Below are 24,543 nucleotides of genomic sequence, written 5' to 3'. Positions count from 1 at the left end.
TTAAAAAAAATTTGAGGAACTTTCTATTAATAGAAAGTTCCTCTTTATATGTTCTCATTTGATTATTATGAAAAAGTGATATTTTTTACCGTTTCTTTATCTAACCCTTTAATAACTTCTACAATTAATTGAACGGTGTGATCAAAATCATCACGATGTAAAATCGCTGCATGTGTATGAATATATCTCGTGGCAACAGTTATCGATAAAGCTGGTACACCATTTGCTGTTAAATGGATAGATCCTGAATCTGTTCCACCACCAGCCATTGTTGAATACTGATATGGAATATTATTTACCTCTGCTTTTTCGACTACAAAATCACGTAAACCCTTGTGAGAGACCATAGAAGCGTCATAAAGAATAATTTGTGGTCCATCACCAATTTTGCTATCTGCATCTTTATTAGAAATCCCTGGTGTATCTCCAGCAATACCGACATCTACCGCAAAGCCTATATCTGGTTTAATCGCATGCGTGGCTGTCTTAGCTCCTCTAAGCCCTACTTCCTCTTGGGCTGTAGCTACTCCATACACCACATTAGGATGATCAACACCTTTTAATTGTTTTAAAGCTTCTATTGCTATTGCGCAACCAATTCGATTATCCCATGCTTTTGCAAGTAATAATTTTTCATTTTTCATTGGTGTAAATTCAAAATATGGAACTACGGAGTCACCAGGCTTTATACCGAATTCTAAAGCTTCCTCCTTACTAGAAGCACCGATATCAATAAACATATCTTTTATTTCTACCGGTTTTTTTCTCGCTTCAGCAGAAAGGATGTGTGGTGGCTTAGAACCAATAATACCAGTTATGTCCCCTTCTTTCGTCAAAATGGTTACACGCTGGGCAAGCATCACTTGCCCCCACCATCCGCCTACAGTTTGAAAGTATAGAAAACCCTTGTCATCAATTCTAGTTACCATAAAGCCAACTTCATCGAGGTGACCTGCAATCATCACCTTTGGTCCACTTTCATCTCCAACTTTCTTCGCTATTAAGCTTCCTAAGTGATCTGTAGAAACCTCATCTGCAAAGGGAGAGATATATTTTTTCATCACATCTCTAGCTTCTTTTTCATCTCCTGGAATAGCTCTTGCGTCAGTTAAATCTTTTAGCATTTGTAATGTTTCATCTTTATATGTCATATGTATTACCTCCCATTTACATGAGTATACGCGATTTAATACATTTTTAAAAATAATCTGTATCTCTAATCTATCTTTAATACCCTGAATTTTGTCTTTCGTAATTAATTTCATTTTTATTTATATATGCGTTTTGAATATCAAGCGAGCTAAGCCCAAGGGCAGCGCCTAATTGAAGATAAGTATGAAAAAGGTCCTTATATTTTACTTTCGATTTCTGATGTTTTAGTTCCAAAACTAAATCGAACACACTGTGAAATAAGCCTGTAAGATCCTTATCATGATTCTCTACCTCTATCTGCATTTCTTGAATTCCTAAATCTAATCCTAAGGATAAAATAAAATGTACTCCATCTACGTATTCTTCCGCTATGACTTCATCTTCACTCGCTGGTTTTAGACTCCAAAATTTAAAACATCTTGTCTCATTTGCCAGCTCACCTATTTCTACCAATAAAGCTAGTATCTTTTTGTCAAATACATCTTCATTCTCTAATTGATGCGTTTCTGCGATATACAGATCTAATTTTGCTTGCATTTTAAATAATTCATTCCAGTTCATATACTTCACCTTTTCTAAAGTTTCTTATATTATATCATTTATAAGAGAAAAATTTGAAACCTTTCGTTTTTTCAACCGTATATGTGGTAATAGACCTTTATCTAGGGAGTTGTATCAGCTATGATTGTAATCGTATTACGTTTATTAATATTTATCGCCATTATAATTCTTTTATATTCAGCTTATAAGTATTTAGTCAATCCAAAGAGGAAACTTGAAGTTGCACAAGAAAGAAAAGTTTTTTATTTTTTAGATGAACCGGATAATATAAAGAAAAATTTTTTCATCACATATAAAGGATTTTTATTTGAAGGAGAGAAATATTTGGGTACTACGGAGAATTCGTTTGAGGTTGTTAATATTTCTGTGCATGCCCATAAATCTGATCGCTTAAAGGGCCTTGAAAGACAGGATTTATATTTTTTAGAAGAAGAAATTCTAATTCGTTACCCTCACGCTGAAGTAGAATGGAAACACCCAATTAATCGATTAATATTAACCTGAAATTTTTAATACACTCTCATTAATTGGGTGTGTAGGTTTAATTCCATCTACTAATTCTGCTTTTATATAACAGCCTAATACTGAACTTCTTGATACCATATAAATAGGGATTTACGCATTTTTCTTATAATATGCTTGGGAAAAAAATGTCGTCCAATTTATAACGGTCTCTTTTCTTCTCAGCATAAAAAATAAGAGGAAAAAGAGACCAACTGCTATAAATATACGTGAGTTGTTTATATGAATAAGAGAAGTTCCGATACTTGTATATACGATGCTAAAAGGAAAAATTGATATAAAAGAAGCACGTAGATAAGTTTTGAAATCCGCATGAATTTCTAATAAGCATAAAGATAAAGCATAAAAATGGATAAAGGGTACTAGTCTTAAAATGGTAATCTGACTTGTAGATAATTTACGCTTTTCCCCTATTAATTTACCTTTAAGTGAGAAAACGTATTCTCTTCCCCTCGGATTATACTTCATTAAAATATAAAACACTATACTGGATAACATAATTCCAACCATAGAATAGATCGTTCCAGCTACAATACCGAACCAGATACCTCCAACCATGCATAGCATGATGATTGGTAAAAATAATAGTGGCCTAAATAGATGCAAAGCTATAAAAAGAAACGGAGCAAAAAAGCCACTTGCTTCTAAATACGCATAATAATCTATATTTAACCATGCCATTTTACAACACCTCTATCTAATACTATGACAAAGGACGAGCTGTTATGACAAATTAGTCCGTTACTATAAAAAGGGACGTATGTAATATAGTGCTATTAGTTCTAACAAGATTAAGATAGGGATGCCTATTTTAAATGATGTATGCTTTGTTTTATGATGGAAAATTTTCATACCTAACCACACACCTATTGCACCGAATAACAATGCACCGATCCACAATGTTTTCTCGGATATTCTCCATTGATTATTTCTTGCCTTTTTCTTATCCACACCCATTAACACAAAAGTGATCAAATTAATCAGAATTAAATAGATTAAAAATAAATTTTGCATTGTTAGCTCCTCATTATTTCATTTTGTTTTTGATAATTTCGTATGTTCTTTTACAAAGTATTGATCGAAAAGGATGATTTTCTTCGGAGGAGACTAGGAATACTTAAAATTTATTTCACTAGCATTTTTCGAAAAATCTCTTGTTCATCAAAAAATCAGACTACAAAGTTATCCTTCATAGTCTGATTGTCATTTACTTATTTTAAAGCGTCTTTTGCTTGATCAGCTAATGCAGCAAATGCTTTTTCATCATTTATTGCAATATCAGCTAGCATTTTACGGTTAATATCAATACCCGCTTGCTTTAAACCATGCATGAAACGGCTATATGAAAGGTCATTTAAACGAGCTGCAGCATTGATACGTGCGATCCATAATTTACGGAAGTCACGTTTCTTCTGTCTGCGGTCACGATATGCATACTGACCTGATTTCATTACTTGTTGTTTTGCTGTTTTAAACAGGGCATGTTTCGAACCATAATAACCCTTAGCTAACTTTAATATACGTTTACGACGCTTGCGTGTAACTGTTCCACCTTTAACACGTGCCATATTAATTCCCTCCTATATAAATCAACGAATTTCGATTAAAATCAAATTTATTTTGGTAACATTTGCTTGATACGCTTATAATCTCCAGAAGAAACAAGTGTACCTTTACGTAATTTACGCTTTTGTTTTTGAGATTTGTTTGCAAACATGTGGCTAGTAAAAGCGTGTGAACGTTTTACTTTACCAGTACCTGTTTTTTTAAATCTTTTTGCACTACCGCGATGAGTTTTCATTTTTGGCATGAGAAACTTCCTCCTTATAAACTATAAATGATTATACTTTTTTTGATTACTTCTCGTTTACTGGTGCTAGCATTAAGAACATGCTTCGACCTTCCATTTTTGGTCTTTGTTCTATCGTGGAAAGATCTTTACATTCTTCTGCCATGCGAACCAATACTTTTTGTCCTAATTCTTTATGCGTAATCGCTCTACCACGAAAACGAATAGAAACTTTAACTTTATCACCTTTTTCTAAAAATTTACGTGCATTACGCAATTTAGTGTTAAAGTCATGTTCTTCGATACCAGGACTAAGTCTTACTTCTTTCACATGGATAATTTTTTGTTTCTTTCTCGCTTCTTTTTCTTTCTTTTGTTGTTCAAAGCGGAATTTACCATAGTCCATGATTCGGCATACGGGTGGTTTTGCGTTAGGCGCAACCAAAACTAGATCTAAATTTCGATTTTGTGCAATTTCTAATGCGTCTTGACGAGATTTAACACCAAGTTGATCCCCGTTTGAATCAATAAGTCGTACTTCACGAGCACGAATATTCTCATTGACATTCATATCTTTGCTAATAATGAGCCACCTCCGAAATATTTTAACAATCAAATTATGACCTGCCTCATTTTTTAAGGCTACGACAAGGTTGCTGTTTAATTTCACTTGAAAAAATTCAAACAAAATAAAAAAAGTGCGGGTACATACGCTGCACCCACACATTTATCCGTTAATAAACATACATTCGGAACTACCTGTCAACTACAATACCGTGTCAATCAGGTGAGAAGCGGGTGCTTCTACTTGCCATTGATCATATTTAATTTCACTAGAACATCATAACACGTAGCCAAACCCTCGTCAAGAATTTGTTTTAAAACTGGTTAAATTGCTTAATAGTCTCGAACTAATGTAATTTTAGCTCTTTTTCTTTCGATTTGTTCTTTCTTTTATTTCTTTTTTAATGCTTGTTTTAAACTCTTCTAGTGTTACGGTTTCAGAGTTTTTCTCACCATATCTTCTCACATTAACTCCATTATCTTTAATTTCATTATCACCAACAACTAGTTGGAATGGTACTTTCTGCGTTTGAGCTTCGCGAATTTTATAGCCGATTTTTTCATCTCGCTCATCTATTTCTACTCGAACTCCACTTTCTCGAAGAAGATCTTCTACCTTTTTAGCATAATCCAAATGGGCATTCGCTGATACTGGAATTACTTTTACTTGCACTGGTGCTAACCAGGTTGGAAAAGCACCTTTATATTCTTCTATTAAAAAGGCCACAAACCTTTCCATGGTTGAAACAACACCACGATGAATAACTACAGGACGATGCTCTTTACCATCTTCACCAATATAAGTTAAGTCAAATCTTTCTGGTAGATGGAAGTCCAATTGCACTGTAGATAATGTTTCATCTTTTCCAAGTGCAGTTTTCACCTGTACATCAAGTTTTGGACCATAGAAAGCAGCTTCTCCGTCAGCTTCTACATAATCAAGTTCCATATCTTCCATTGTTTCTTTTAGCATTGCCTGTGCTTTTTCCCACATTTCATCGTTATCTACATATTTCTTTTTATCTTCAGGATCTCTGTAGGATAAGCGGAAATAATAATCATCGATTCCAAAATCTTTATACACATTTTGGACTAGCTTCACTACTCTTATAAACTCCTCTTTTAACTGATCTGGACGGGCAAATATGTGTGCATCATTCAGTGTCATAGCTCTCACTCGTTGTAACCCAGCCAAAGCACCCGACATTTCATGGCGATGCATTGTTCCAAGTTCAGCTATTCTTATAGGCAAGCTTCTATAACTATGAAGTTCATTTTTATACACCATCATGTGATGTGGACAATTCATAGGTCGTAGCACCAAGTCTTCATTATCCATTTCCATAGTTGGAAACATATCATCCTGATAGTGATCCCAATGTCCACTAGTCTTATACAACTCTACACTACCAAGGACTGGAGTATAAACGTGATCATAACCTAGCCTTTCTTCAAGGTCCACTATATATCGCTCGATTGTGCGGCGAATAGTAGCTCCTTTAGGTAACCATAAAGGTAACCCTTGCCCAACTTTTTGAGAGACAGTAAAGATACCTAATTCTTTACCTAGCTTACGGTGGTCTCTTTCTTTTGCTTCTTCACGCATTTTTAAGTACTCATCCAATTGTCCTTGTTTTTCAAAAGCAGTTCCATAAATGCGTTGAAGCATTTTATTGTCACTATCTCCGCGCCAATACGCTCCTGAAATGTTTAATAATTTAAACACCTTGATTTTACTTGTAGAAGGAACGTGTACTCCTCTACAAAGATCGAAAAATTCCCCTTGACGATATATTGTAACTTTTTCATCAGCAGGAATGGCTTCAAGCAATTCAAGCTTCAAGTCATCTCCTATTTCTTTAAACATCTCTTGTGCTTGTTCGCGACTTACTTCTTCTCGAATGACTTCAAGATTTTCATCTACAATTCTTTTCATTTCTTTTTCTATTCGTGGAAGATCTTCTGGTGTGATGCTTTCTTCCATATCAATATCATAGTAGAATCCATTTTCGATAGTAGGTCCAACACCTAGCTTCACGTTATCATACAAACGTTTAATCGCTTGAGCCATAAGGTGAGCAGTGGAATGTCGCAAAATTTCAATTCCTTCAAGATTTTTTACTGTAATAATCTCAATTGCACCATCTACTTCTATTGGTGTACGAAGATCGTAATATACCTGATCCAATTTTATTGCTAGTGCTTGTTTTTTTAATCCTGGAGAAATAGAAAAAGCTATTTCTTCACCAGTTATCCCTGAATCAAATTCTTTTATTGATCCATCAGGAAATGTAATGTTTAATTTGGCCATCTGTAACACTCCTTTTTATTGTAGTAATAAATTCCATCTAATTATGAAATCCGAGAAAAACTTGGCTTATCGACAAGTCTTTAGGGCGAAAGCTTTAGTTTTCCTTATACTTTAGTCCGATAAGCTTTCCTACAGTGAAATAAAAAACGCCCATCCCTCTGTCTAACGACAAAGGGACGAGCGTTATTACCCGTGGTTCCACCCAAATTCAGCATAGCTAAATGCAACTCTTAACATCCGGTAACGAGGACTAATCGCTATACACTACTTCATTCGCATATAGTGTTCAAAGGTGGTAATGGTTAAGGGCCATTCAGAAAGCTTTCAGCCTAGACTTTCCTCTCTTCTTAAAAATGCGTTCTCTACCATTTTGTCCTTATCTTCACAATTCATGTATTAACTATATGCGATTCATTATAATGATTAGCCTCTAAAAAATCAAGCTTTTTTCAAAATTAATACGCTTAGAAGGGAAATGCCTCAAGAGATGAGAACTTAGCATTTTCCTCAAAAATATTTAAGATGTTCTGAGTCTTCGCTTCTGTAGGGTCCTCTCCATATATGATTACTTTTTTTGGAGCTAATGCTAGAAAGGGGGAAAGATTTTTTTCATTTGATTCTAATCCAAATAAGTAGAGTGGTGTATGACAAAGTAGTTCGTTCATCTCTTTAACTGATATTCTTTTTCCATTTTCATAATAAAATATAAAAGGATTTCCTTGTAGAATATGCAAAGTTTCTATTTCTGGAGGTCTTCTTTGTAAAAATTCTCTAATACTCTGTAAAAATAATTGATAGTCTTCCTCTCGCTTAAATTCATCAATCGCCATTCCAATAATTTGAATTAAATGCTCCTGATAAAGATGCATTCTAAAACGAACAATAGAGTCAAAATCAATGGAAGTGGATTCAATATTATAATAAAAAATCATTTGTAAGGTGTCATGCAATTCATGCTTGTGGATGGAAGCTTCGTATATGTCTTCATCCTTATTTAATATAGCAAGACTAATAGCTGTAATACGATCCACTTCATGCTCTTCTGTAAAATAATAACTCTCTCCTAAAATGGTACGAATCATTTGATATTCTTTGTGTGTGACAAAAACTTTAGCTAATCCTAACGCAATCTCTTTTACCGCCTCAGACGTTAACGCGTCCCTTTTTTTGGATACTTCAATATGTAAGACATCAATAGGACTCCACTTTACGAATAGTAGTAATGATTTAGCCTGTACATAACGATAAAATGTTTTTGCTTCCTTGAGATTATGAAAATAAATGGTCCACATCCTTTATCACCCTCATCCACTAAAACTGTTATATTATATGGAAGTTGAGGGACAAACATGATTCATTCTTAAATATCATCGCATATTATTTTATATAACTTAACTAACATCCTTATTTGTTCGCACTTCTAGTGAAAAATCTATTTTTTATTATTTTATTCTTAGTTTTAATAAAGCCATCGTTTAATTTCTTAAAGGGAATCAGCTTGTTTCTGAGACAGAAAAACACATTCCCCAAAAGGAATGTGTTAATCATCGGTACGATAACGATCAAATAATGATACGGGTTTGCTTAACTGTTTTATTCTCTCGATAATCCTAGCAGCTTTTATTGCTTCTGTATCTCCACGATTTGTAGTAGCCAAATGCTTCTCTAATTGATCTAAGTTATAATTTGACGTGAAAAAGACAGGCTGCTCCTCCATCATACGATATTGTAAAATCGAACCTAAAATCTCATCTCTAAACCAGGAAGAAATTGATTCTGCACCGATATCATCAAACATAAGAACATCTGCTCTTTTAAAGTGCTCAATCTTATCATTTAGACTGTCATCTCTTATCGAGGCCTTCATTTCTCTTACAAATTCTGGCATATAGATAACTGTACATTGGATATTCCGATTTGCTAATTCATTAGCGATTACCCCGAGCATAAAAGTTTTACCAGTTCCAAATGGACCATGGAAATACAAACCTTTTTTGATCGGTGCCTTATCACTAGCATCTAACAATTCAATGATCGCCTGTACTGCTCCTTTTCGGTCATATTCTCCAGTTTCTAAGTCTTTAAGTCTGGCATTCGAAATTTGTTTAGGCATATATAAACTTTGGATTAAAGATTCTCTTTTTCTCATTTCTTCATACTGGATATGTTTATGGCACTTCTCATATCTTAACGTAACATCTTTTCCTTCTACGACAAGGTTTGGTGTATAGCCTTTTAAAATGTTTTTACAGCTCTCTAAATTAGCACAATCATTGCAATTTTTAGATGCTGATTGAAATTCATACAACTTCATTAAATTTCGGTTGATATCCGATTCATCAAGTTCAATATGCTTACTAAGCACGGATTGAATTTGGGGATCATTTATTATTTTTTTTCTAATCTCTTGATAATTGGACTGAAAACTTTCATTATTTCTCATCCAGTTTTTCATTGCTTTTTGGATTGGCTCCATTTTGATCACCCTTATTATTCATTGGAATGACGAGCTAAATAGTTAGCTAACATTTGGTCTGCTTCTTTAGCTTTTTGTTCTTTATCATTATCGGATTGCATTTCTTTTTTAGAGTCTTTTTTATTATCTTTATTCTTTTGCTCTTTAAACCAATCTGGCAGAATATCTGTTTTGGACGACTTATTCGAATAATAATTTTGATTCGGATATTTTCTCCACTGCTGGTATTTATTGTTTTCAGATTTTGCAAGCGTCATTGCTTGTCTTACAGTTGTTACATTCTTTCTAGCCCAGTGACTTGCTATTTTTTCTAAATAACTTTTTGATAATTTCATATCTGTTTTTAACATGACATAATGAATAAGCACATTCATTACACCAGCTTGCAAACCTTGTTCGGTCATTACTTCTCCAATCATTTTCAAATCTTGCTTAGAAGCTTTTTTTCCTACTGAAAGATCAGCTAACAATTGCCGTGGAGAAATTTGCTCTAATCTAGCTATTAACTGGTCCTCTTTTGAAGCGGATGGATTCTTTTTTTTGTCTTTTAACTTTTCACGTTCATCTAAAAGCTTCGTGCGTTTTTGTTTATTTGGTGTTTCCCGATTAAAATCCATACATGCTGCTTTAAATTCCTCGGCATTAAAAAAATTACGATCATCAATGGCCCACAGCATTGCTTTTTCAATTTCATGACTTGCTAAGTCATACAATGAACTCATCTGTGTAATGAGTTTTCGATTAGAAGCTGTTAAAATCTCTTTCACCGGCAGCATACGTTGCTCGAGCGTTTCACTCACCCATTGGAAATCAATTTGCGTTTCAATTGGAACACCAGTCTGACTTTGTGTTTTGGGTTGTTTTTCAGGAACTTCTTGTTGCTGTCCTGTATACGTAGAAAATACTTCTTCAAAATTAGCAGTTACTTCCGTTTTCTCATTTTGCTTTTGAGCGCTTATTATAAACATATGTTTAATATGCTCAAATTTATCTTTTCCCAACTGATGATACAGTAGCTGGCTTAACATATCATCAGCGAAAAACTCTTTCGGGGTAAACGGACAGTGCAAGGAATATGTGTACACATAAAAATCATTGGCCTTATGCTTGTATGTTTGCATAAGACCAATACCTTCTAATTTTTTTCTCGCTTTGTATATTTCATCTAAAGGCTGTCGCATATATTGCATTAAGACGTGATGGGTTTGTGCATAGGGCTTACCCATATAACATTCATTTTCCGTTAATAAGGTCTGATAAAGTGATATCGCTTCAAGGCCAATTAAAGGCTGATACAAGTGAGTCAAGCTTTTAGTATAAGCATTATGTAACTCCCTATTTAATTCAACAATATATCCATCGATAGGTAATATTTTCCCTACATCTCCTAAACTCATTGTACAGCCTCCTTCTTCAGCCGACAGAAAGAAAAATCTACTTTTTATCCTGTCCCTTATCTTGTTGTATCAAATCTTTTAATTCATCTAAAAACACACTGATATCCTTGAACTGACGATAAACAGATGCAAAGCGAACATAAGCGACTTCATCAATTTTAGCTAAACGATCCATAACCATTTCACCAATCTCTTTACTAAGAACCTCTGAAGTACCTCTATTACGTAATTCTCGTTCAATTTCAAGTGCCACATTTTCAATTTCTTCTAATGCAACCGGTCGTTTTTCGCAAGCTTTAATCAAGCCACGCATTAATTTCTCTCTGCTGTACTCTTCACGTGTCGCTTCTTTTTTAACTACTATAATTGGTACTTCTTCTATTCTTTCAAAAGTAGTGAAACGAAAATTACAATCTTCACACTCTCTTCTTCTACGAATAGAACGACCATCTTCAATCGGCCTTGAATCTAACACCTTTGTATTTTTATATTGACAGTGGGGACAACGCAATGTTCATCAACCCTTCATGTAACATGTAATTATTCCTTTGTTCCAACAAAGTCTAGTTCTTTTTTAATATGATTATAAAGCTTTGGTATAAGTTTGTGACTATAACCAAAGTCAAACGGGATAGCAGATTCAGTAGTTGCTGAAATATCAATGGCTGTTCGATAAGGCTTCACCATAATGATAGTCATAATAATAAATGCTTTTCTGCCTGCTTTATAATTGAAGCTAATTTCCCCATGATCTTTCGATACCGCTACAATTTTACATTCTGGCATATTTCTAAATAATGGTTCTAGTTTATCAAATGCCTTATCTTTTGTAGTCTTAAAATAGTGTGTTTGTAATGCTGGATCCCAGTGTTTGTCTCTTGTTTCAGAATGGTTATTAAAATTTTTATTTAACGAATCACGGATTGCCATTTCTACACCTCATTATGTATTTAGTCTTACTCTACATTTTAACATGTTTTAACGAAGAAAACGATCACAGACTCTTATTATAGAACGAAAATCCTTTTTTATAATTATTCATATTTAAAAACCCTTACGAATAAATTCGTAAGGGATGATTGAGCATTTTTATAAAGCTTTAATATTCTTTACATCAACTGGTCCCATTCCACGAGGAACTTCAACCTTCTCACATTTTTTCGATTCTAGTTCTTCTGCAATATATTGTGCTGCTACGTTAGGATCAATAATATCACCACATGTGTAAACATCGATACTAGCATAACCATGTTCAGGAAAACTGTGGATAGTTAAATGTGATTCAGAGATAATAACCACACCACTAACTCCATATGGTGCAAATTTATGAAAGGCAACTTCTCTAATTTCCGCTCCTGCTTTTAACGCCGCATTAACAAATATTTTTTCGATTAGATTCATATCATTTAACTTGTCTATATTACAATCCCACATTTCTGCGATTACGTGTCTTCCCATTGTATCCATTGTGTAACTCCCCCATATTTTAATATTTCTTTTGAATATAGTGCATGGAACGCCACGGGGGAAAGTTAGTCCAATGAGGTCCTAACCCTTTAAGAATCCACTTTTACGCACCTATTCAAAAAGATTTTTAATTTATAACATAACTTATATTATATAAATAACCAACTACTTCTACAAGCATCTTTTACTTTTTTTCAAAAAGTTATGCAAAAAAAGTATATCTGCTTTCGACATATTTGGCAAGTTATTCTTTTTTAGAGTAAAGCTAAAGATTTCTTCAAACAGTTTTAAAATTTGCGAAGATAATTATAAAACCTTCCAATCTTCTAAAATCTCACTAAGCTGTTCTAGTGAGTTTTCTACAGTTCCATTATTGTCAATTACCGCATCAGCCTTGGTTTCTTTTACATGGAGGGGCATTTGTGCTTCCATTCTTTTCCTTGCATCCTCTTCTGTTAGCTTATTTCTTTTTACTAACCTAGCTAGCTGTGTGCTTGTATCTGCAGATACAACGATTGTTTTATCCACTAATATATCTAAATTATTTTCAAACAGTAATGGAATATCAAGAACGACAGCTCTTTTATTTTGTGATTTCCAGTAGTTCAATTTATCCAACATTTCTTTTCTAACCTCTGGATGGACAATTTTATTTAGTGCCTCTCTTTTAAACTCATCAGAAAAAACAATCTTACCTAAAAACGGTCGATTAATCTTTCTTTCATTATCCAATATTTCCTCGCCAAACGTCTCCACTATTTTATTATAGGCTTGTTCACCTGGTTCAACCACTTCCCTAGCAATAATGTCAGCATCAATAATAGGAATGTGGAAGTTGTCGTTGAACATTTTTGAAATAGTTGATTTACCTGTAGCTATGTTTCCTGTTAATCCAATTACAAGTGTCATGATTAGCTCCTTAAATAATACAAAATAACTTCCGAAGTAGCTAGTGGACAAAAATCTTAAACAAACCCATCCCAATAAAAAATAACCCAGGAAATATATTAAGATGCTTCCATTTCCGTTCTACAATATATCTTTCCCCAATTTTCATCCCGGAAAACAAGCAAATAAATGTAATAGTTCCCATTAATAAAATGATACCTACTGACATTTCCCATAGTAATGAAATCGATAATCCTGCCGTTGCAGAATCTAATGAAAGTGCAAATGAAATTAAAAATATCTCCATACCATTAATATTTCCTGATTTATCTAAATCAGCTAGTAATGGTTTTTTTAGAACTTTTAAAAGGTTTGGTGGCCATAAGCTTTTATTTACTTTACCTTTCATTCGTTGCTTTTTTTTAGTAACTGAATAAATCATGATCATGCCAAGTAATAGAAATATGCCTGCACCTATGAATTGATAAAACTCTGGTGCAATGATGTCAGCTAAAACTTGACCTAAATATCCTGCTACAGCAAAAAAACTGCATACAATACTAGTCATAAGAACCATTACATAAACAGATAATTTTATTCCTTTTATCCCATACGTTAAAGCAACAAAAAAACTATCTAAACTTACTGCAAACAATATGAAAATCAGTGCGCTTATTAGCATGAAGAACCCAATCCTCTCTAACCAATTTTATAAATAATATATGGTTAAAGAAAGATTGTGTGCGATTATGACTGGCAAGTAGGACAATAATGCGTTCCACGGCCATTAACTTTTATTTTTTCTATTATATTTGAGCACTTTTTGCATGGTTTACCTTCTTGCTTATAAACATTTAACTGCTGTTGAAACATGCCTATTTCACCCTCTGTATTAACATAAGACCTAATAGTTGTTCCACCTTCAGCAATAGCTTTTTCTAAGGTAATTACTGCAGCATCAAAAATAGCTCTTATTTGTTTCTTCTTAAGTTTATTACCGAGAGTTAAAGGATGGACACCAGCAAGAAATAATGTCTCATCTACATATATATTTCCTATTCCAGCAATAACAGCTTGATCTAATAAGATATTTTTTATTACTCTAGAACTACTCTGAATCTTTTTTTCAAAGAGATTGTAGGAAAAATTCGGTTCAAATGGATCAGGTGCTAATAATGATAATGGCTTTTGAGTTGTTTCTTGACCTTTTTTGAAAAGATGCATCGTACCAAACTTTCGAACATCGTTATATCTAAGTTCTGTATGATCCCTAAAATGAAAAATCACGTGCGTATGTTTTTTAATAGGTTCATTTTCATCAAAAATACCGTATTTACCTTCCATTCTTAAATGCGAAACCATTACTATATCTGTCCATTCAAATATTAAAAATTTCCCTTTTCTTTTTATATCTTCTAAAATTTGGCCCTGTAGTGTTTCTTTAAAAAGATTGGTATCATCAGGCTTTTGAATTATTTTTGGCCAATAAACTGTTATATCCTTTACTTCCTTACCAATTAGTACGGTTTTAAGTGTTTTTCGAATTGTTTCTACTTCTGGTAATTCTGGCATAAAATTTCTCCTAATTATAATATCCTTCTATTATTTAGCATCGTACCATGTGGCGCCGTATGCTACATCTACATAAAGTGGTACACTTAGTTCAATAGCATTTTCCATAACTTCAGGTACAATTTCTTTTAACTTATCAATTTCATTTTCCGGTGCTTCTAAAATTAATTCATCATGTACTTGTAATAACATTCTAGCTTCTAATTTTTCCGCTTTTAACCGTCTATTTAATTCGATCATAGCTACCTTTATAATATCAGCAGCAGTTCCTTGAATAGGTGTATTCATCGCTGTTCTTTCAGCAAAGCTCCTTACATTAAAATTTCTACTCGTAATATCTGGTAAATACCTTCTTCGTTTCATTAGGGTGGTAACATAACCTTTTTGCTTCGCTTCTTGAATAATCTCTTTCATATAATCTTGTACGCCAGGATAACTTTCTAAATATCGATCGATAAATCGTTTGGCTTCCTTACGGGTAATTCCCAAGTTTTGAGACAAACCATAGTCACTAATCCCATAAACAATACCAAAATTCACAGCTTTAGCTTGTCTTCGCATATTATCAGTGACCTCTTTAGCTTCCACTCCAAATACATCCATCGCTGTTTTGGTATGGATATCCATTCCCTGTTTAAATGCTTCTTTTAACCCATCATCATCAGCGATATGTGCTAATACACGCAATTCAATTTGAGAATAGTCAGCTGCGAATATTTTCCATTCTTCATGCGTCGGAATGAATGCTTGTCTAATTTTCTTTCCCTCTTCTAGTCGAATAGGGATGTTTTGTAGATTAGGATCAATAGAACTTAATCTACCTGTTTGTGTTAGGGCTTGGTTAAAACGGGTATGAATTCTGTTATTTTCTTCATGCACCACTCTTAGCAAACCGGTAATATAAGTGGAATCTAATTTTTTTAACTGTCGATACAATAAAATTTTAGCAATGATTTCATGCTGACTCTCTAATTGCTCGAGAACGTCTGCAGACGTGGAATAACCTGTTTTCGTTTTTTTGACAACGGGAAGTCCCAATTTTTCAAAAAGGATTGGTCCCAATTGCTTCGGCGAATTTAAGTTGAATTTCTCTCCTGCAAGGTCATAAATTTCTGTTTCAATGGTTTCTAACCTGCTTTTTAGCGATTTGCCCATATCTTCTAAACGTCCTACATCAACTTTTACACCGTAGGCTTCCATTTCTCCTAATACAACAGCTAGCGGTAGCTCTAACTCTGTTAAAAGGGTCGCTTGATTGTTTTCTTCCAGGGATACTAACACGTCATTCTTTAAATCAAAAATCATTTTAGCTTTGCGAGCTATATGTTCTTGATAAATGCTTTCTTCAGGAACTTTCAGTTTGGCGCCTTTACCGTATATCTCCTCATCAAACTGTATATCAGAATTACCTAAGCGATGACTGATCGCTGGTATATCATGATTGTTCTCAGAAGGATTAATTAAATAGGATGCTAATAATAAGTCAAAAATGATACCTTCTACTCGAATGTCATATCGCAAAAGAGCAACCGTTACCTTTTTTGCATCAAATACGATTTTTTTCATAGATGCATCCTCTGCCCAATTACGAAAGGCTTTGGACTTTACAGCTTCTTCTAATGGTAAAAAATAATTCTTCGTTGATGTAGCAAGAGATAAGCCTATTATATCTGCTGTATGATAATTTTCTTCTAGCATTTCGACTTCTAGAGCTGTAACAGTTTCTAATTCAGCATCTTCAAAAGAATCAAGCACTTCAAAATTAAGCTCTGATAATTCCACTATTGCAGAGCCTTCTTCCGTTTCTCCTTTGATACGGGATAATAATGATTGAAAGCTTAACTCAGTGAAAATCTTCCTTACCTTATCATAATCATAATCTTTATAATTCGTATCTTTAAGTGATATTTCTATTGGAGCTTCTTTATTAATGGTAACTAGCTCTTTACTCATAAATGCATCATCTTTATAAGTGACTAATTTCTCTTTCAGTTTTTTTGCGTTTATATCTTCAACATGGTCATATAGATTTTCGAGCGTTTGATATTCCTTAAGTAATTTAACAGCTGTCTTTTGACCTATGCCCGGAACACCTGGAATATTATCTGATTTATCACCCATTAATGCTTTCATATCGATAACTTGCTCAGGAGTAATTTCCAATTCTTCCTCTAACGTATCAGGTGTATATTTCATTACATCTGAAATGCCTTTTTTGGTCAGATGAACAGATGTTTTGGCAGATACTAATTGCAGTAAATCCTTATCCCCAGTAATGACCGTAACTTCTTCCTTTTGTTTTAAACCCTCTTCAGCCAAAACACCAATTATGTCATCAGCTTCATAGTTTTCTAATTGATAATGCTTAATACCAAAAGCATCTAGTAATTCTTTGAGCACAGGAAACTGTTCTCTTAGCTCTGAAGGTGTCTTTTCTCTTCCACCTTTATAATCCTTGTAAGTCTTGTGTCTAAAAGTAGTTTTACCTGCATCAAATGCTACTAGTAGGTGCGTTGGTTTCTGTTCTTCTAGGATCTTAAGCAATATGGTAGTAAAACCATATACTGCATTTGTATATACACCTTTATCATTATTCAATAATGGTAAAGCAAAAAAAGCTCGATAAGCTAAACTATTACCGTCTATTAAAACAATTTTATCTGCCATTTAAAATTTCCTCCTTTAAAACTCCGTTCCTATTAGCTACCTTGTTATTTTACCACGTTATCATAAAATAGAAAAAAGAAGCACTACTAGGTAGAGTGCTTCCGTTCCAAAATTTTAAAACAATCATAATATAGTTAATCGTTCTTTAGTCTAAATATCCCATTAAAAGATTTGCATACGGTGAATCTTGCGGAATAATAATTGTTGTTTCTTCATCAATTGTTTTCTTATAAGATTCTAGTGTTCGATATAACTGGTAAAACTCTTCATCTTTAGAAAATGCATTGTTATATAGATTGGCAGCTTCTGCTTCACCATCCGCTCGGATCGTTTCAGCATCTGCATTGGCTTTTGATAGCATTTCTTTTACTTCACGATCAGCAGTCGCTATAATTCGTTTTTTTGCTGCTTCCCCTTGAGATAGGTATTCTTGCGCCTTTGACTCACGCTCAGAAATCATTCGATTAAACACAGATTGTTCATTCTCATCAGGAAGATCTGTTCGTTTTATTCTTACGTCCTGGACCTGTATGCCATACTCATCTCGATCTAGTAATTCATTCACACGACTTGTTACTCGTGCATTTAAATCTCCACGTGTACTTCCTTCTTCATTAATAATCTCATCGTAATTCATACTCCCAAGCTCAGAGCGAATGACGGAGAATATAAACTCACCCATTCGTGACTCTGCGTTAATTTCTGTTCGCGCATTTGAAATCATTTGCCCAGGGTTCTTAATTTCCCATACTGCATAATTATCAATGATCATCCTCTTTTTATCGAGGGTATTTATTTCTCTTTCCATTACATCATAAACCATCTTTTTATTCGGTAAGGTCGTTATAGAATGTAAAAGCGGCACACGCACCTTTATCCCTGGCTCACTTTCTACACGAATAACTTCACCAAATTGACGCACTACTTTATACTCGCCTTCTTTTACCACAAATAAACTACTCAAAGCGATAATAATCAAAATGATCGTTACCAAAATAATCAGACCAATTTTAACATAACGCTTCACCTGTTTTGGTGTTAATTTATTCATTTCATAAACATTACTATCTGCCATTTGTATCACCCGCTTCACTATTGTCCTCTACTGATGCTTCTGGCTTGTCTTCTTCAGTATTCTCCGTTTCAGCCGGAGGAGTGATCGTTTGTTGATTGTTTGAACCCTGTGGAGTAAGAGGCAAATACTTTATCGTATTTCCATCATCATTCATCATAAAGATATTTGCATTCGGTAGAACTTGATCCAAGGTTTCTAAGACTAGACGTTGACGTGTTATATTTTCATTAGTTTCATATGCTTCATATAAAGCATTGAATTCTGATACATTCCCTCGTGCAATTTCAATTCTTTCTATTTTATCTCCTTCAGCTCTAGAAATAATTGCATCTTTCTCACCAAGTGCTTCCTCGACTTGTTGATTTTCATACTTTTCCGCTTCATTCCGTTTCGTATTCATTGTTTCCCGCGCATCCGTAACTTTCATAAAAGCCTGCCTAACTTCCTCATTAGGTAAATCTACTTCTTGAAGCTTCACATCTAAAATGGAAACTCCAATATCATAATCTTCTGTTAATGATGATAGTAGTTCTAATACCTCATTTTCAATCATTGCTTTTCCATCTGTTAAAGCTTCATCTATAGTAGATGAACCGATCACACTTCTTAACGAAGCTGAGGTTGCATTATATAGAATTTGTTCTGGATCTGTAGATTCATATAGATATTTTGCTGGATCTGTAATACGCCATTGAACAACTAAATCAGCTAATAATATGTTTTCATCACCTGTAATCATTCTTACGCTATCCGCACGCTCAGCATTTTCTGAGTCATATCCAAAGTCTAGACTAAACGTTTCCTTGGATAATTTCTCTACCTCTTGAACCGGCCAAGGCAATTTGAAATGTAAACCTGGTTCTGTGATTCCTTCATCTGCTTTACCAAAAGTCATAATAATTGCTTGATCCGATTCATCGACTGTATACCAACTAGTCAACGCTACCACACCTAAAACAATGGCACCGATAACGATACCAAGTATGCGGTAAATTTGTTTTAACGACATATATGTATTTCCCCCTTTTCTTTTATATTATGTTTACGCATGAGTAGTTAAAAAGTTTCAAAAAAATAAGAAAAGAACTTGGATTCTTTTCTCAAATTAAGCTTATAGATGTTTGGGTAATTTCACGATAAAAGTAGAACCTTCATCAAGCTTCGAATCAACCGTTATTTCTCCATTGTGTGCCTCTACGATATGTTTAACAATGGCAAGACCGAGTCCTGTTCCTCCTGTATTTCTACTTCTAGCACGATCCACTCTGTAAAACCTTTCAAAAATACGATTTTTTGCTGATTCAGGAATTCCAAGTCCCGTATCTCTTACTTTAAATAAAATCATATCTTTTGTTTCTTCTATTACGAGCCCAACCTTCCCTTTTTCAGCTGTATAATTGATTGCATTATACAGTAAATTCAACAGAACTTGCTTTAGCCGATCAGCATCCCCGTTTAATGAAATTTGCTCGTCAATTGTATAACTAAACTCAATATCCTTTTTGACAGCTTGTTGCTCTGCTATCGTAATGATTCCTTGAATCCATTCATGAATTTCTATTCTTTTTTGTGTTAATTTCAATTCGTCTTTTTCTAAACGAGACAATTCTAACAAATCATATACCAACGCTTGCAATCTTTCGCTTTCGGATAAAATAATAGTTAGAAACTGTTTACTCAATTCAGTGTCTTCCATTGCACCATCTAACAATGTTTCAGCAAAGCCACGTATAGAAGTAATCGGTGTTTTTAGTTCGTGTGACACGTTTGCAACAAAGTCTTTACGCATTTGTTCTACACGTTTTAGTTCTGTAATATCGTGAAAAACCAAAACTGCGCCTTTTAACTCATTTGTTTCATTAATAACTGGAGCACCCACTATTTCTATATAGCGTTTTTCATTGCCGACCTTCTTAACAAACGAACTCTTAATTTTTTCTTCATATAGAAATGTTTCCTGTACTACTTTTTGGATATTAACTTGTGATAATACATCGTAATAGAGATAGCCAATATAATTTACTGATTTCTCTCCAAAGAGATCTAGCAATTTACGATTTACAAGATGAACATAGCCTCTTTCGTCAATCAGCATCAAACCACTTTCCATATTATTTATGACTGTTTTCCATTGACTACCCTGCATCTTTTCCTGAATCGTCATTTCTTGTAAACTTTTTGCTAAAACGTTAATGGCATTGCTTAAATGTGCTGCTTCTCCCTGTGGCTTTACATAGGTCCTTGCATTATAATTTCCTTTTACTAGCTCTTTTGCAACGCGTGAAGTAGCAACAACAGGTTTAATATAATTTTCAAAAAGATGATAAATAAGAATAAGACAAATAATAAAACCAATGGTAACTGCTAGAAAAACCAATATGATTTCATTACCATTTGCATATGGCAAGACAACGAACCCAATCATTACGAATACTGAAACTAATATTGCAACATATGACGCAAATAATCGAGATCCTTTTGATCCCATTAGGATGGCTCCTCCATTTTATATCCAAGTCCGCGAATCGTTTTAATGTAAACAGGGTGTTTCGTATCAGGCTCAATTTTTTCCCGTAAGTGACTGATATGTACATCGACAATTCTTGTATCTCCAACAAAATCATAATTCCATACAGCACTTAATAATTGATCACGTGATAAAACCTTGCCTTTATGTTTTGCTAGATATAATAATAGTTCAAATTCTTTTCTAGTAAAGGTTAGTGTTTCCCCTTTTATACTTGCTTCGTATTGTTGGGGGTACACCATCAATTCCGCAATTTTTATATACGTTTCGTTTCCTGCTTCATCCCTTTTTTTAGATCTGCGAAGGATCGCTTTTATTCTAGCTACCACTTCCTTTGGACTAAATGGTTTCGTTAAATAATCGTCTGCACCTAATTCTAGTCCAAGCACTTTATCAAATTCTTCGTCCTTCGCTGTTAACATTAGGATAGGTGTGTCAATTTGCTTTTGACGTAGAGCTTTACAAACTTCGGTACCTTCCATGCCAGGTAGCATCAAATCTAAAATAATGAGATCGTAGCTGCCAGTAGATGCCTTTTCCAATCCTTCTAAACCTGAAAAAGCAATATCTGTTTTAAAACCTGACTTTTCAATATTATATTGTAAAAGTGTAACAATAGATTGTTCATCGTCGACTATAAGTACTTTTTCTTCCATAAAAACACCTCATTGGATATGTATTACATTAATCATACATGTTGATGAAGATAAAGTGAATAGAATAAGCGGACAAATTTACCAATGTAATGTTAATTTTTCTTTACATTTCAATTTTATTCGATTTATTGGTTATTTCAGCAACAAATGACATCAGGGCTATATATAAATTGATTTTCATACAAAAATAAGCCTCGCTAGAATATTCCTAGCGAGACTTATTTGTTTTATTGTAAATTATTTAACTTTCAGAAGAACTTTTGCATTTACTACTAACCTTTACTAAAAGTTAATTTATCAACACTTATCATACTGATTAATATAAGCTATTAATCCATATTTTTGATTAATTCATCACCGAATTCAGATGTTTTTACTTCAGTTGCACCATCCATTAAACGGGCGAAATCGTAAGTAACTACTTTTGAACCAATTGTTTTGTCCATTGATTTTAAGACAAGATCAGCTGCTTCTCTCCATCCAAGGTGCTCAAGCATTAATACACCTGAAAGAATAACAGAAGATGGATTAACTTTATCTAGACCAGCGTACTTAGGTGCAGTACCATGAGTTGCTTCAAAAATAGCATGACCTGATTCGTAGTTAATGTTAGCTCCTGGAGCAATACCAATTCCACCAACTTGAGCCGCTAAAGCGTCTGAAACATAGTCACCATTAAGGTTCATAGTAGCTACAACATCAAATTCTTTTGGACGTGTAAGAATTTGTTGTAAGAAAATATCGGCAATAGAATCTTTAATGATAATTTTACCTGCTTGTTCAGCTTTAGCTTGTGCTTCGTCAGCTGCGTCGCGACCTTTTTCTTCTGTGATTTTGTCATACTCAGCCCAAGTAAATACTTTATCTCCGTATTCTGCTTCTGCTAATTCATAACCCCAGTTTTTAAAAGCACCTTCTGTAAATTTCATAATATTACCTTTGTGGACAAGTGTTACGCTTTTACGACCTTCGTTAATTGCATAATCAATTGCAGCACGAACTAAGCGTTTTGTACCTTCAGATGAAATAGGTTTTACACCAATTCCAGATGTTTCAGGAAAACGAATGTTTTGTACTCCCATTTCGTTTTGCAAGAAATCTATTACTTTTTTCACTTCATCTGAACCACTTTGCCATTCTATACCTGCATAAATATCTTCAGTGTTCTCACGGAAAATAACCATATCCGTATCTTCTGGGCGTTTTACTGGTGATGGAACTCCATCAAAGTAACGCACTGGACGAAGACAAGTAAATAAATCTAGTTTTTGACGAAGAGCTACGTTTAAAGAACGAATTCCTCCACCAATTGGAGTAGTTAATGGTCCTTTAATTGCAATTTTGTATTCGCGGATTGCATCTAACGTTTCTTCTGGTAACCATTCACCTGTTTTGTCAAAAGCTTTTTGACCAGCTAGAACTTCTTTCCACTCAATACCTTTTTCACCATTATAAGCTTTCTCAACAGCCGCTTCAATTACACGACTTGATGCAGCCCAAATATCAGCACCTGTTCCATCACCTTCAATAAATGGAATTACTGGCTTGTTTGGTGTTTGAACAACCCCATTTTCTACTGTAATTTTTTCTCCCATAATTCAATTCCTCCTAATCAAGATTCATTTATATTCGAAAAGCCTGTTAACCAAAATCGTTAACTATAACTTATCGCTCGTTTATTTTAACATATTGTTGCTGTTTAGGTCCCACATATTCTGCGCGTGGGCGAATTAAACGATTATTTTCATACTGCTCTAGGATATGTGCAATCCAGCCTGAGAAACGACTCATTGCAAATATCGGAGTATATAAATCATGCTTAATTCCTAGGCTATGATACACAGATGCTGAATAAAAATCAACATTGGCTGGTAACCCTTTTTCACTTTTTATATATTCTTCGATTTCCACTGAGATTTCATACCATTTAGACATATCTTTCAAAGCTGTTAATTCTTTAGACATTTTCTTTAAATGTTTTGCTCTTGGATCACCATTTCTATATACACGGTGTCCCATTCCCATAATTTTTTCTTTATTAGCCATTTTTTCTTTTACATATGGAATCGCATTGTCAATTTCATCAATTTCTGAGAGCATTTGCATCACACGTTCGTTGGCACCACCATGTAATGGCCCTTTTAAAGCACTTATCGCTGCAGTTATTCCTGAATACATATCAGATAATGTAGCAACACATACTCGAGAAGTGAATGTAGAAGCATTTAATTCATGATCCGCATGTAAAACTAAAGCTTTATTGATTGCTTCTTCCTCTAAATCATTTGGTTCTTTATCATTTAGCATATACAGAAAGTTAGCTGCATAGCTAAGACCTTTTTTAGGTTTCACAGGCTCAAGTCCATCTCGAATGCGAGAAAAAGCTGCCACCACAGCAGACACCTTCGCTTGTAAGCGAATTGCTTTACGCTTATTCGCCGCATCATCCATTACATCTGCTTCTTCATCAAATAAACCTAATAAAGAAATAGCTGTACGAAGCGCTGCCATTGGATGTACACTATGTAAATTATAAGATTTGAAATGACTCAATACCTCATCGGGCAAAGCCATATTTTCAAATAAATCATCACTAAACGCATCTAATTCATCTTGATTCGGTAGTTTTTTATTCCATAATAAATAAATAACTTCCTCAAAACTTGCATTCTCCGCTAAATCGTCAATCGTATAACCAACATAGGTAAGTTGATCATCGATGATCGAGCTTATTGACGATTCGGTTGCAATAATCCCTTCAAGCCCTTTTGTAGCTGACATTACATCTCTCTCCTTTTCTTATCCTTTTTTCCATTTACAGTTATCCAATCTGTAAATGACTTATCCTATACAAGCAGATATAATCTGCTGATAAACATCCCCAACGTCCATTATAAACAAACTAGAAGGCTTAGTAAA

General features: G+C 34.1%; 25 protein-coding genes and 1 other annotated feature. Of the genes, 1 reads left to right on the top strand and 24 read right to left on the bottom strand.

Annotated elements, in window-relative coordinates; all coding sequences use genetic code 11:
- Positions 1-65 precede the first annotated feature (65 nt).
- Both DFR57_RS11410 and DFR57_RS11405 read right to left on the bottom strand, forming a co-directional pair.
- Entirely contained in the window at positions 66-1,151 is a 1,086-nt protein-coding gene (locus tag DFR57_RS11410; protein ID WP_114353298.1) for a M42 family metallopeptidase, read from the bottom strand.
- A gap of 76 nt (positions 1,152-1,227) precedes the next feature.
- On the bottom strand, positions 1,228-1,713 hold the full coding sequence (locus tag DFR57_RS11405) for a dUTP diphosphatase (protein WP_114353297.1): 486 nt from the start codon (positions 1,711-1,713) through the stop codon (positions 1,228-1,230).
- A gap of 120 nt (positions 1,714-1,833) precedes the next feature.
- Here DFR57_RS11405 and DFR57_RS11400 point away from each other — a divergent pair, with 120 nt between their 5' ends.
- On the top strand, positions 1,834-2,217 hold the full coding sequence (locus DFR57_RS11400; RefSeq protein WP_114353295.1) for a sigma-w pathway protein ysdB: 384 nt from the start codon (positions 1,834-1,836) through the stop codon (positions 2,215-2,217).
- Between the two features lie 111 nt (positions 2,218-2,328).
- On the opposite strand, the gene DFR57_RS11395 is transcribed toward DFR57_RS11400, so the two are convergent.
- From DFR57_RS11395 to citZ, 22 genes are all read right to left on the bottom strand, one after another.
- Positions 2,329-2,916: a TVP38/TMEM64 family protein gene (locus DFR57_RS11395; RefSeq protein WP_114353294.1), complete on the bottom strand. Its 588-nt coding sequence runs from the start codon at positions 2,914-2,916 to the stop codon at positions 2,329-2,331.
- Positions 2,917-2,979: 63 nt separating this feature from the next.
- The gene (locus DFR57_RS11390) at positions 2,980-3,249 is read right to left on the bottom strand and encodes a DUF1294 domain-containing protein (RefSeq protein ID WP_114353292.1); all 270 of its coding nucleotides are present in this window, start codon (positions 3,247-3,249) and stop codon (positions 2,980-2,982) included.
- Between the two features lie 197 nt (positions 3,250-3,446).
- Positions 3,447-3,803, bottom strand: coding sequence for a 50S ribosomal protein L20 (rplT, locus tag DFR57_RS11385; protein ID WP_114353291.1), 357 nt, complete (start codon positions 3,801-3,803; stop codon positions 3,447-3,449).
- A gap of 47 nt (positions 3,804-3,850) precedes the next feature.
- A complete protein-coding gene (rpmI, locus tag DFR57_RS11380) occupies positions 3,851-4,045 on the bottom strand; it encodes a 50S ribosomal protein L35 (protein ID WP_114353290.1) in 195 nt (64 codons plus the stop codon).
- A gap of 46 nt (positions 4,046-4,091) precedes the next feature.
- Positions 4,092-4,595, bottom strand: a complete 504-nt coding sequence (gene infC / locus DFR57_RS11375; RefSeq protein ID WP_114353447.1) for a translation initiation factor IF-3 — start codon at positions 4,593-4,595, stop codon at positions 4,092-4,094.
- 115 nt (positions 4,596-4,710) lie between these two features.
- Positions 4,711-4,840 (bottom strand) — a sequence feature (ribosomal protein L20 leader region).
- Positions 4,841-4,946: 106 nt separating this feature from the next.
- On the bottom strand, positions 4,947-6,899 hold the full coding sequence (gene thrS, locus DFR57_RS11370) for a threonine--tRNA ligase (protein WP_114353289.1): 1,953 nt from the start codon (positions 6,897-6,899) through the stop codon (positions 4,947-4,949).
- 464 nt (positions 6,900-7,363) lie between these two features.
- Entirely contained in the window at positions 7,364-8,191 is an 828-nt protein-coding gene (gene ytxC, locus DFR57_RS11365) for a sporulation protein YtxC (protein ID WP_114353288.1), read from the bottom strand.
- A 248-nt stretch (positions 8,192-8,439) separates the two neighbouring features.
- Positions 8,440-9,375: a primosomal protein DnaI gene (gene dnaI, locus DFR57_RS11360; RefSeq protein WP_114353287.1), complete on the bottom strand. Its 936-nt coding sequence runs from the start codon at positions 9,373-9,375 to the stop codon at positions 8,440-8,442.
- Positions 9,376-9,389: 14 nt separating this feature from the next.
- Positions 9,390-10,772, bottom strand: a complete 1,383-nt coding sequence (locus tag DFR57_RS11355) for a replication initiation and membrane attachment family protein (protein WP_114353286.1) — start codon at positions 10,770-10,772, stop codon at positions 9,390-9,392.
- A 37-nt stretch (positions 10,773-10,809) separates the two neighbouring features.
- Positions 10,810-11,283: a transcriptional regulator NrdR gene (gene nrdR / locus DFR57_RS11350; RefSeq protein ID WP_114353285.1), complete on the bottom strand. Its 474-nt coding sequence runs from the start codon at positions 11,281-11,283 to the stop codon at positions 10,810-10,812.
- Positions 11,284-11,312: 29 nt separating this feature from the next.
- Positions 11,313-11,702 carry a cytosolic protein gene (locus DFR57_RS11345; protein ID WP_114353284.1) on the bottom strand — a complete coding sequence of 130 codons (390 nt, stop codon included), beginning with the start codon at positions 11,700-11,702 and terminating at the stop codon, positions 11,313-11,315.
- A gap of 159 nt (positions 11,703-11,861) precedes the next feature.
- On the bottom strand, positions 11,862-12,239 hold the full coding sequence (speD, locus tag DFR57_RS11340) for an adenosylmethionine decarboxylase (RefSeq protein ID WP_114353283.1): 378 nt from the start codon (positions 12,237-12,239) through the stop codon (positions 11,862-11,864).
- A 306-nt stretch (positions 12,240-12,545) separates the two neighbouring features.
- Positions 12,546-13,148 carry a dephospho-CoA kinase gene (gene coaE, locus DFR57_RS11335; RefSeq protein WP_114353282.1) on the bottom strand — a complete coding sequence of 201 codons (603 nt, stop codon included), beginning with the start codon at positions 13,146-13,148 and terminating at the stop codon, positions 12,546-12,548.
- Between the two features lie 40 nt (positions 13,149-13,188).
- Positions 13,189-13,809: a manganese efflux pump gene (locus DFR57_RS11330; RefSeq protein ID WP_114353281.1), complete on the bottom strand. Its 621-nt coding sequence runs from the start codon at positions 13,807-13,809 to the stop codon at positions 13,189-13,191.
- A 65-nt stretch (positions 13,810-13,874) separates the two neighbouring features.
- Positions 13,875-14,699, bottom strand: coding sequence for a DNA-formamidopyrimidine glycosylase (gene mutM / locus DFR57_RS11325; protein WP_114353280.1), 825 nt, complete (start codon positions 14,697-14,699; stop codon positions 13,875-13,877).
- A 30-nt stretch (positions 14,700-14,729) separates the two neighbouring features.
- Positions 14,730-17,366, bottom strand: a complete 2,637-nt coding sequence (gene polA, locus DFR57_RS11320; RefSeq protein ID WP_114353279.1) for a DNA polymerase I — start codon at positions 17,364-17,366, stop codon at positions 14,730-14,732.
- A 145-nt stretch (positions 17,367-17,511) separates the two neighbouring features.
- On the bottom strand, positions 17,512-18,441 hold the full coding sequence (hflC, locus tag DFR57_RS11315; protein WP_114353278.1) for a protease modulator HflC: 930 nt from the start codon (positions 18,439-18,441) through the stop codon (positions 17,512-17,514).
- Positions 18,431-19,450: an FtsH protease activity modulator HflK gene (gene hflK, locus DFR57_RS11310; protein WP_114353277.1), complete on the bottom strand. Its 1,020-nt coding sequence runs from the start codon at positions 19,448-19,450 to the stop codon at positions 18,431-18,433. The genes hflC and hflK overlap by 11 nt, the downstream gene beginning before the upstream one ends.
- A 102-nt stretch (positions 19,451-19,552) precedes the next feature.
- The gene (gene pnpS / locus DFR57_RS11305; RefSeq protein ID WP_114353276.1) at positions 19,553-20,929 is read right to left on the bottom strand and encodes a two-component system histidine kinase PnpS; all 1,377 of its coding nucleotides are present in this window, start codon (positions 20,927-20,929) and stop codon (positions 19,553-19,555) included.
- On the bottom strand, positions 20,929-21,624 hold the full coding sequence (locus tag DFR57_RS11300) for a response regulator transcription factor (protein WP_114353275.1): 696 nt from the start codon (positions 21,622-21,624) through the stop codon (positions 20,929-20,931). The genes pnpS and DFR57_RS11300 overlap by 1 nt, the downstream gene beginning before the upstream one ends.
- 329 nt (positions 21,625-21,953) lie before the next feature.
- Complete coding sequence (gene icd, locus DFR57_RS11295) at positions 21,954-23,219, bottom strand: NADP-dependent isocitrate dehydrogenase (RefSeq protein WP_114353274.1); 1,266 nt, start codon at positions 23,217-23,219, stop codon at positions 21,954-21,956.
- A 70-nt stretch (positions 23,220-23,289) separates the two neighbouring features.
- Complete coding sequence (gene citZ, locus DFR57_RS11290; RefSeq protein ID WP_114353273.1) at positions 23,290-24,405, bottom strand: citrate synthase; 1,116 nt, start codon at positions 24,403-24,405, stop codon at positions 23,290-23,292.
- Positions 24,406-24,543: the final 138 nt, after the last annotated feature.

Source organism: Saliterribacillus persicus (assembly GCF_003337485.1).
GTDB classification, from domain to species: domain Bacteria; phylum Bacillota; class Bacilli; order Bacillales; family Amphibacillaceae; genus Saliterribacillus; species Saliterribacillus persicus.
Note: the sequence above shows the minus strand (reverse complement) of the source record. Positions and strands in the feature narration are given on the sequence as shown.

Coding starts and splice junctions, on each gene's coding strand:
- DFR57_RS11355 (WP_114353286.1), bottom strand. CDS start 10,772: ATGAGTTTAGGAGATGTAGGGAAAATATTACCTATCGATGGATATATT.
- hflC (WP_114353278.1), bottom strand. CDS start 18,441: ATGGCAGATAGTAATGTTTATGAAATGAATAAATTAACACCAAAACAG.
- ytxC (WP_114353288.1), bottom strand. CDS start 8,191: ATGTGGACCATTTATTTTCATAATCTCAAGGAAGCAAAAACATTTTAT.
- DFR57_RS11345 (WP_114353284.1), bottom strand. CDS start 11,702: ATGGCAATCCGTGATTCGTTAAATAAAAATTTTAATAACCATTCTGAA.
- DFR57_RS11405 (WP_114353297.1), bottom strand. CDS start 1,713: ATGAACTGGAATGAATTATTTAAAATGCAAGCAAAATTAGATCTGTAT.
- dnaI (WP_114353287.1), bottom strand. CDS start 9,375: ATGGAGCCAATCCAAAAAGCAATGAAAAACTGGATGAGAAATAATGAA.
- citZ (WP_114353273.1), bottom strand. CDS start 24,405: ATGTCAGCTACAAAAGGGCTTGAAGGGATTATTGCAACCGAATCGTCA.
- DFR57_RS11395 (WP_114353294.1), bottom strand. CDS start 2,916: ATGGCATGGTTAAATATAGATTATTATGCGTATTTAGAAGCAAGTGGC.
- mutM (WP_114353280.1), bottom strand. CDS start 14,699: ATGCCAGAATTACCAGAAGTAGAAACAATTCGAAAAACACTTAAAACC.
- speD (WP_114353283.1), bottom strand. CDS start 12,239: ATGGATACAATGGGAAGACACGTAATCGCAGAAATGTGGGATTGTAAT.
- DFR57_RS11400 (WP_114353295.1), top strand. CDS start 1,834: ATGATTGTAATCGTATTACGTTTATTAATATTTATCGCCATTATAATT.
- thrS (WP_114353289.1), bottom strand. CDS start 6,899: ATGGCCAAATTAAACATTACATTTCCTGATGGATCAATAAAAGAATTT.
- DFR57_RS11330 (WP_114353281.1), bottom strand. CDS start 13,809: ATGCTAATAAGCGCACTGATTTTCATATTGTTTGCAGTAAGTTTAGAT.
- rplT (WP_114353291.1), bottom strand. CDS start 3,803: ATGGCACGTGTTAAAGGTGGAACAGTTACACGCAAGCGTCGTAAACGT.
- polA (WP_114353279.1), bottom strand. CDS start 17,366: ATGGCAGATAAAATTGTTTTAATAGACGGTAATAGTTTAGCTTATCGA.
- DFR57_RS11300 (WP_114353275.1), bottom strand. CDS start 21,624: ATGGAAGAAAAAGTACTTATAGTCGACGATGAACAATCTATTGTTACA.
- DFR57_RS11410 (WP_114353298.1), bottom strand. CDS start 1,151: ATGACATATAAAGATGAAACATTACAAATGCTAAAAGATTTAACTGAC.
- icd (WP_114353274.1), bottom strand. CDS start 23,219: ATGGGAGAAAAAATTACAGTAGAAAATGGGGTTGTTCAAACACCAAAC.
- infC (WP_114353447.1), bottom strand. CDS start 4,595: ATGAATGTCAATGAGAATATTCGTGCTCGTGAAGTACGACTTATTGAT.
- coaE (WP_114353282.1), bottom strand. CDS start 13,148: ATGACACTTGTAATTGGATTAACAGGAAACATAGCTACAGGTAAATCA.
- DFR57_RS11390 (WP_114353292.1), bottom strand. CDS start 3,249: ATGCAAAATTTATTTTTAATCTATTTAATTCTGATTAATTTGATCACT.
- hflK (WP_114353277.1), bottom strand. CDS start 19,450: ATGTCGTTAAAACAAATTTACCGCATACTTGGTATCGTTATCGGTGCC.
- rpmI (WP_114353290.1), bottom strand. CDS start 4,045: ATGCCAAAAATGAAAACTCATCGCGGTAGTGCAAAAAGATTTAAAAAA.
- pnpS (WP_114353276.1), bottom strand. CDS start 20,929: ATGGGATCAAAAGGATCTCGATTATTTGCGTCATATGTTGCAATATTA.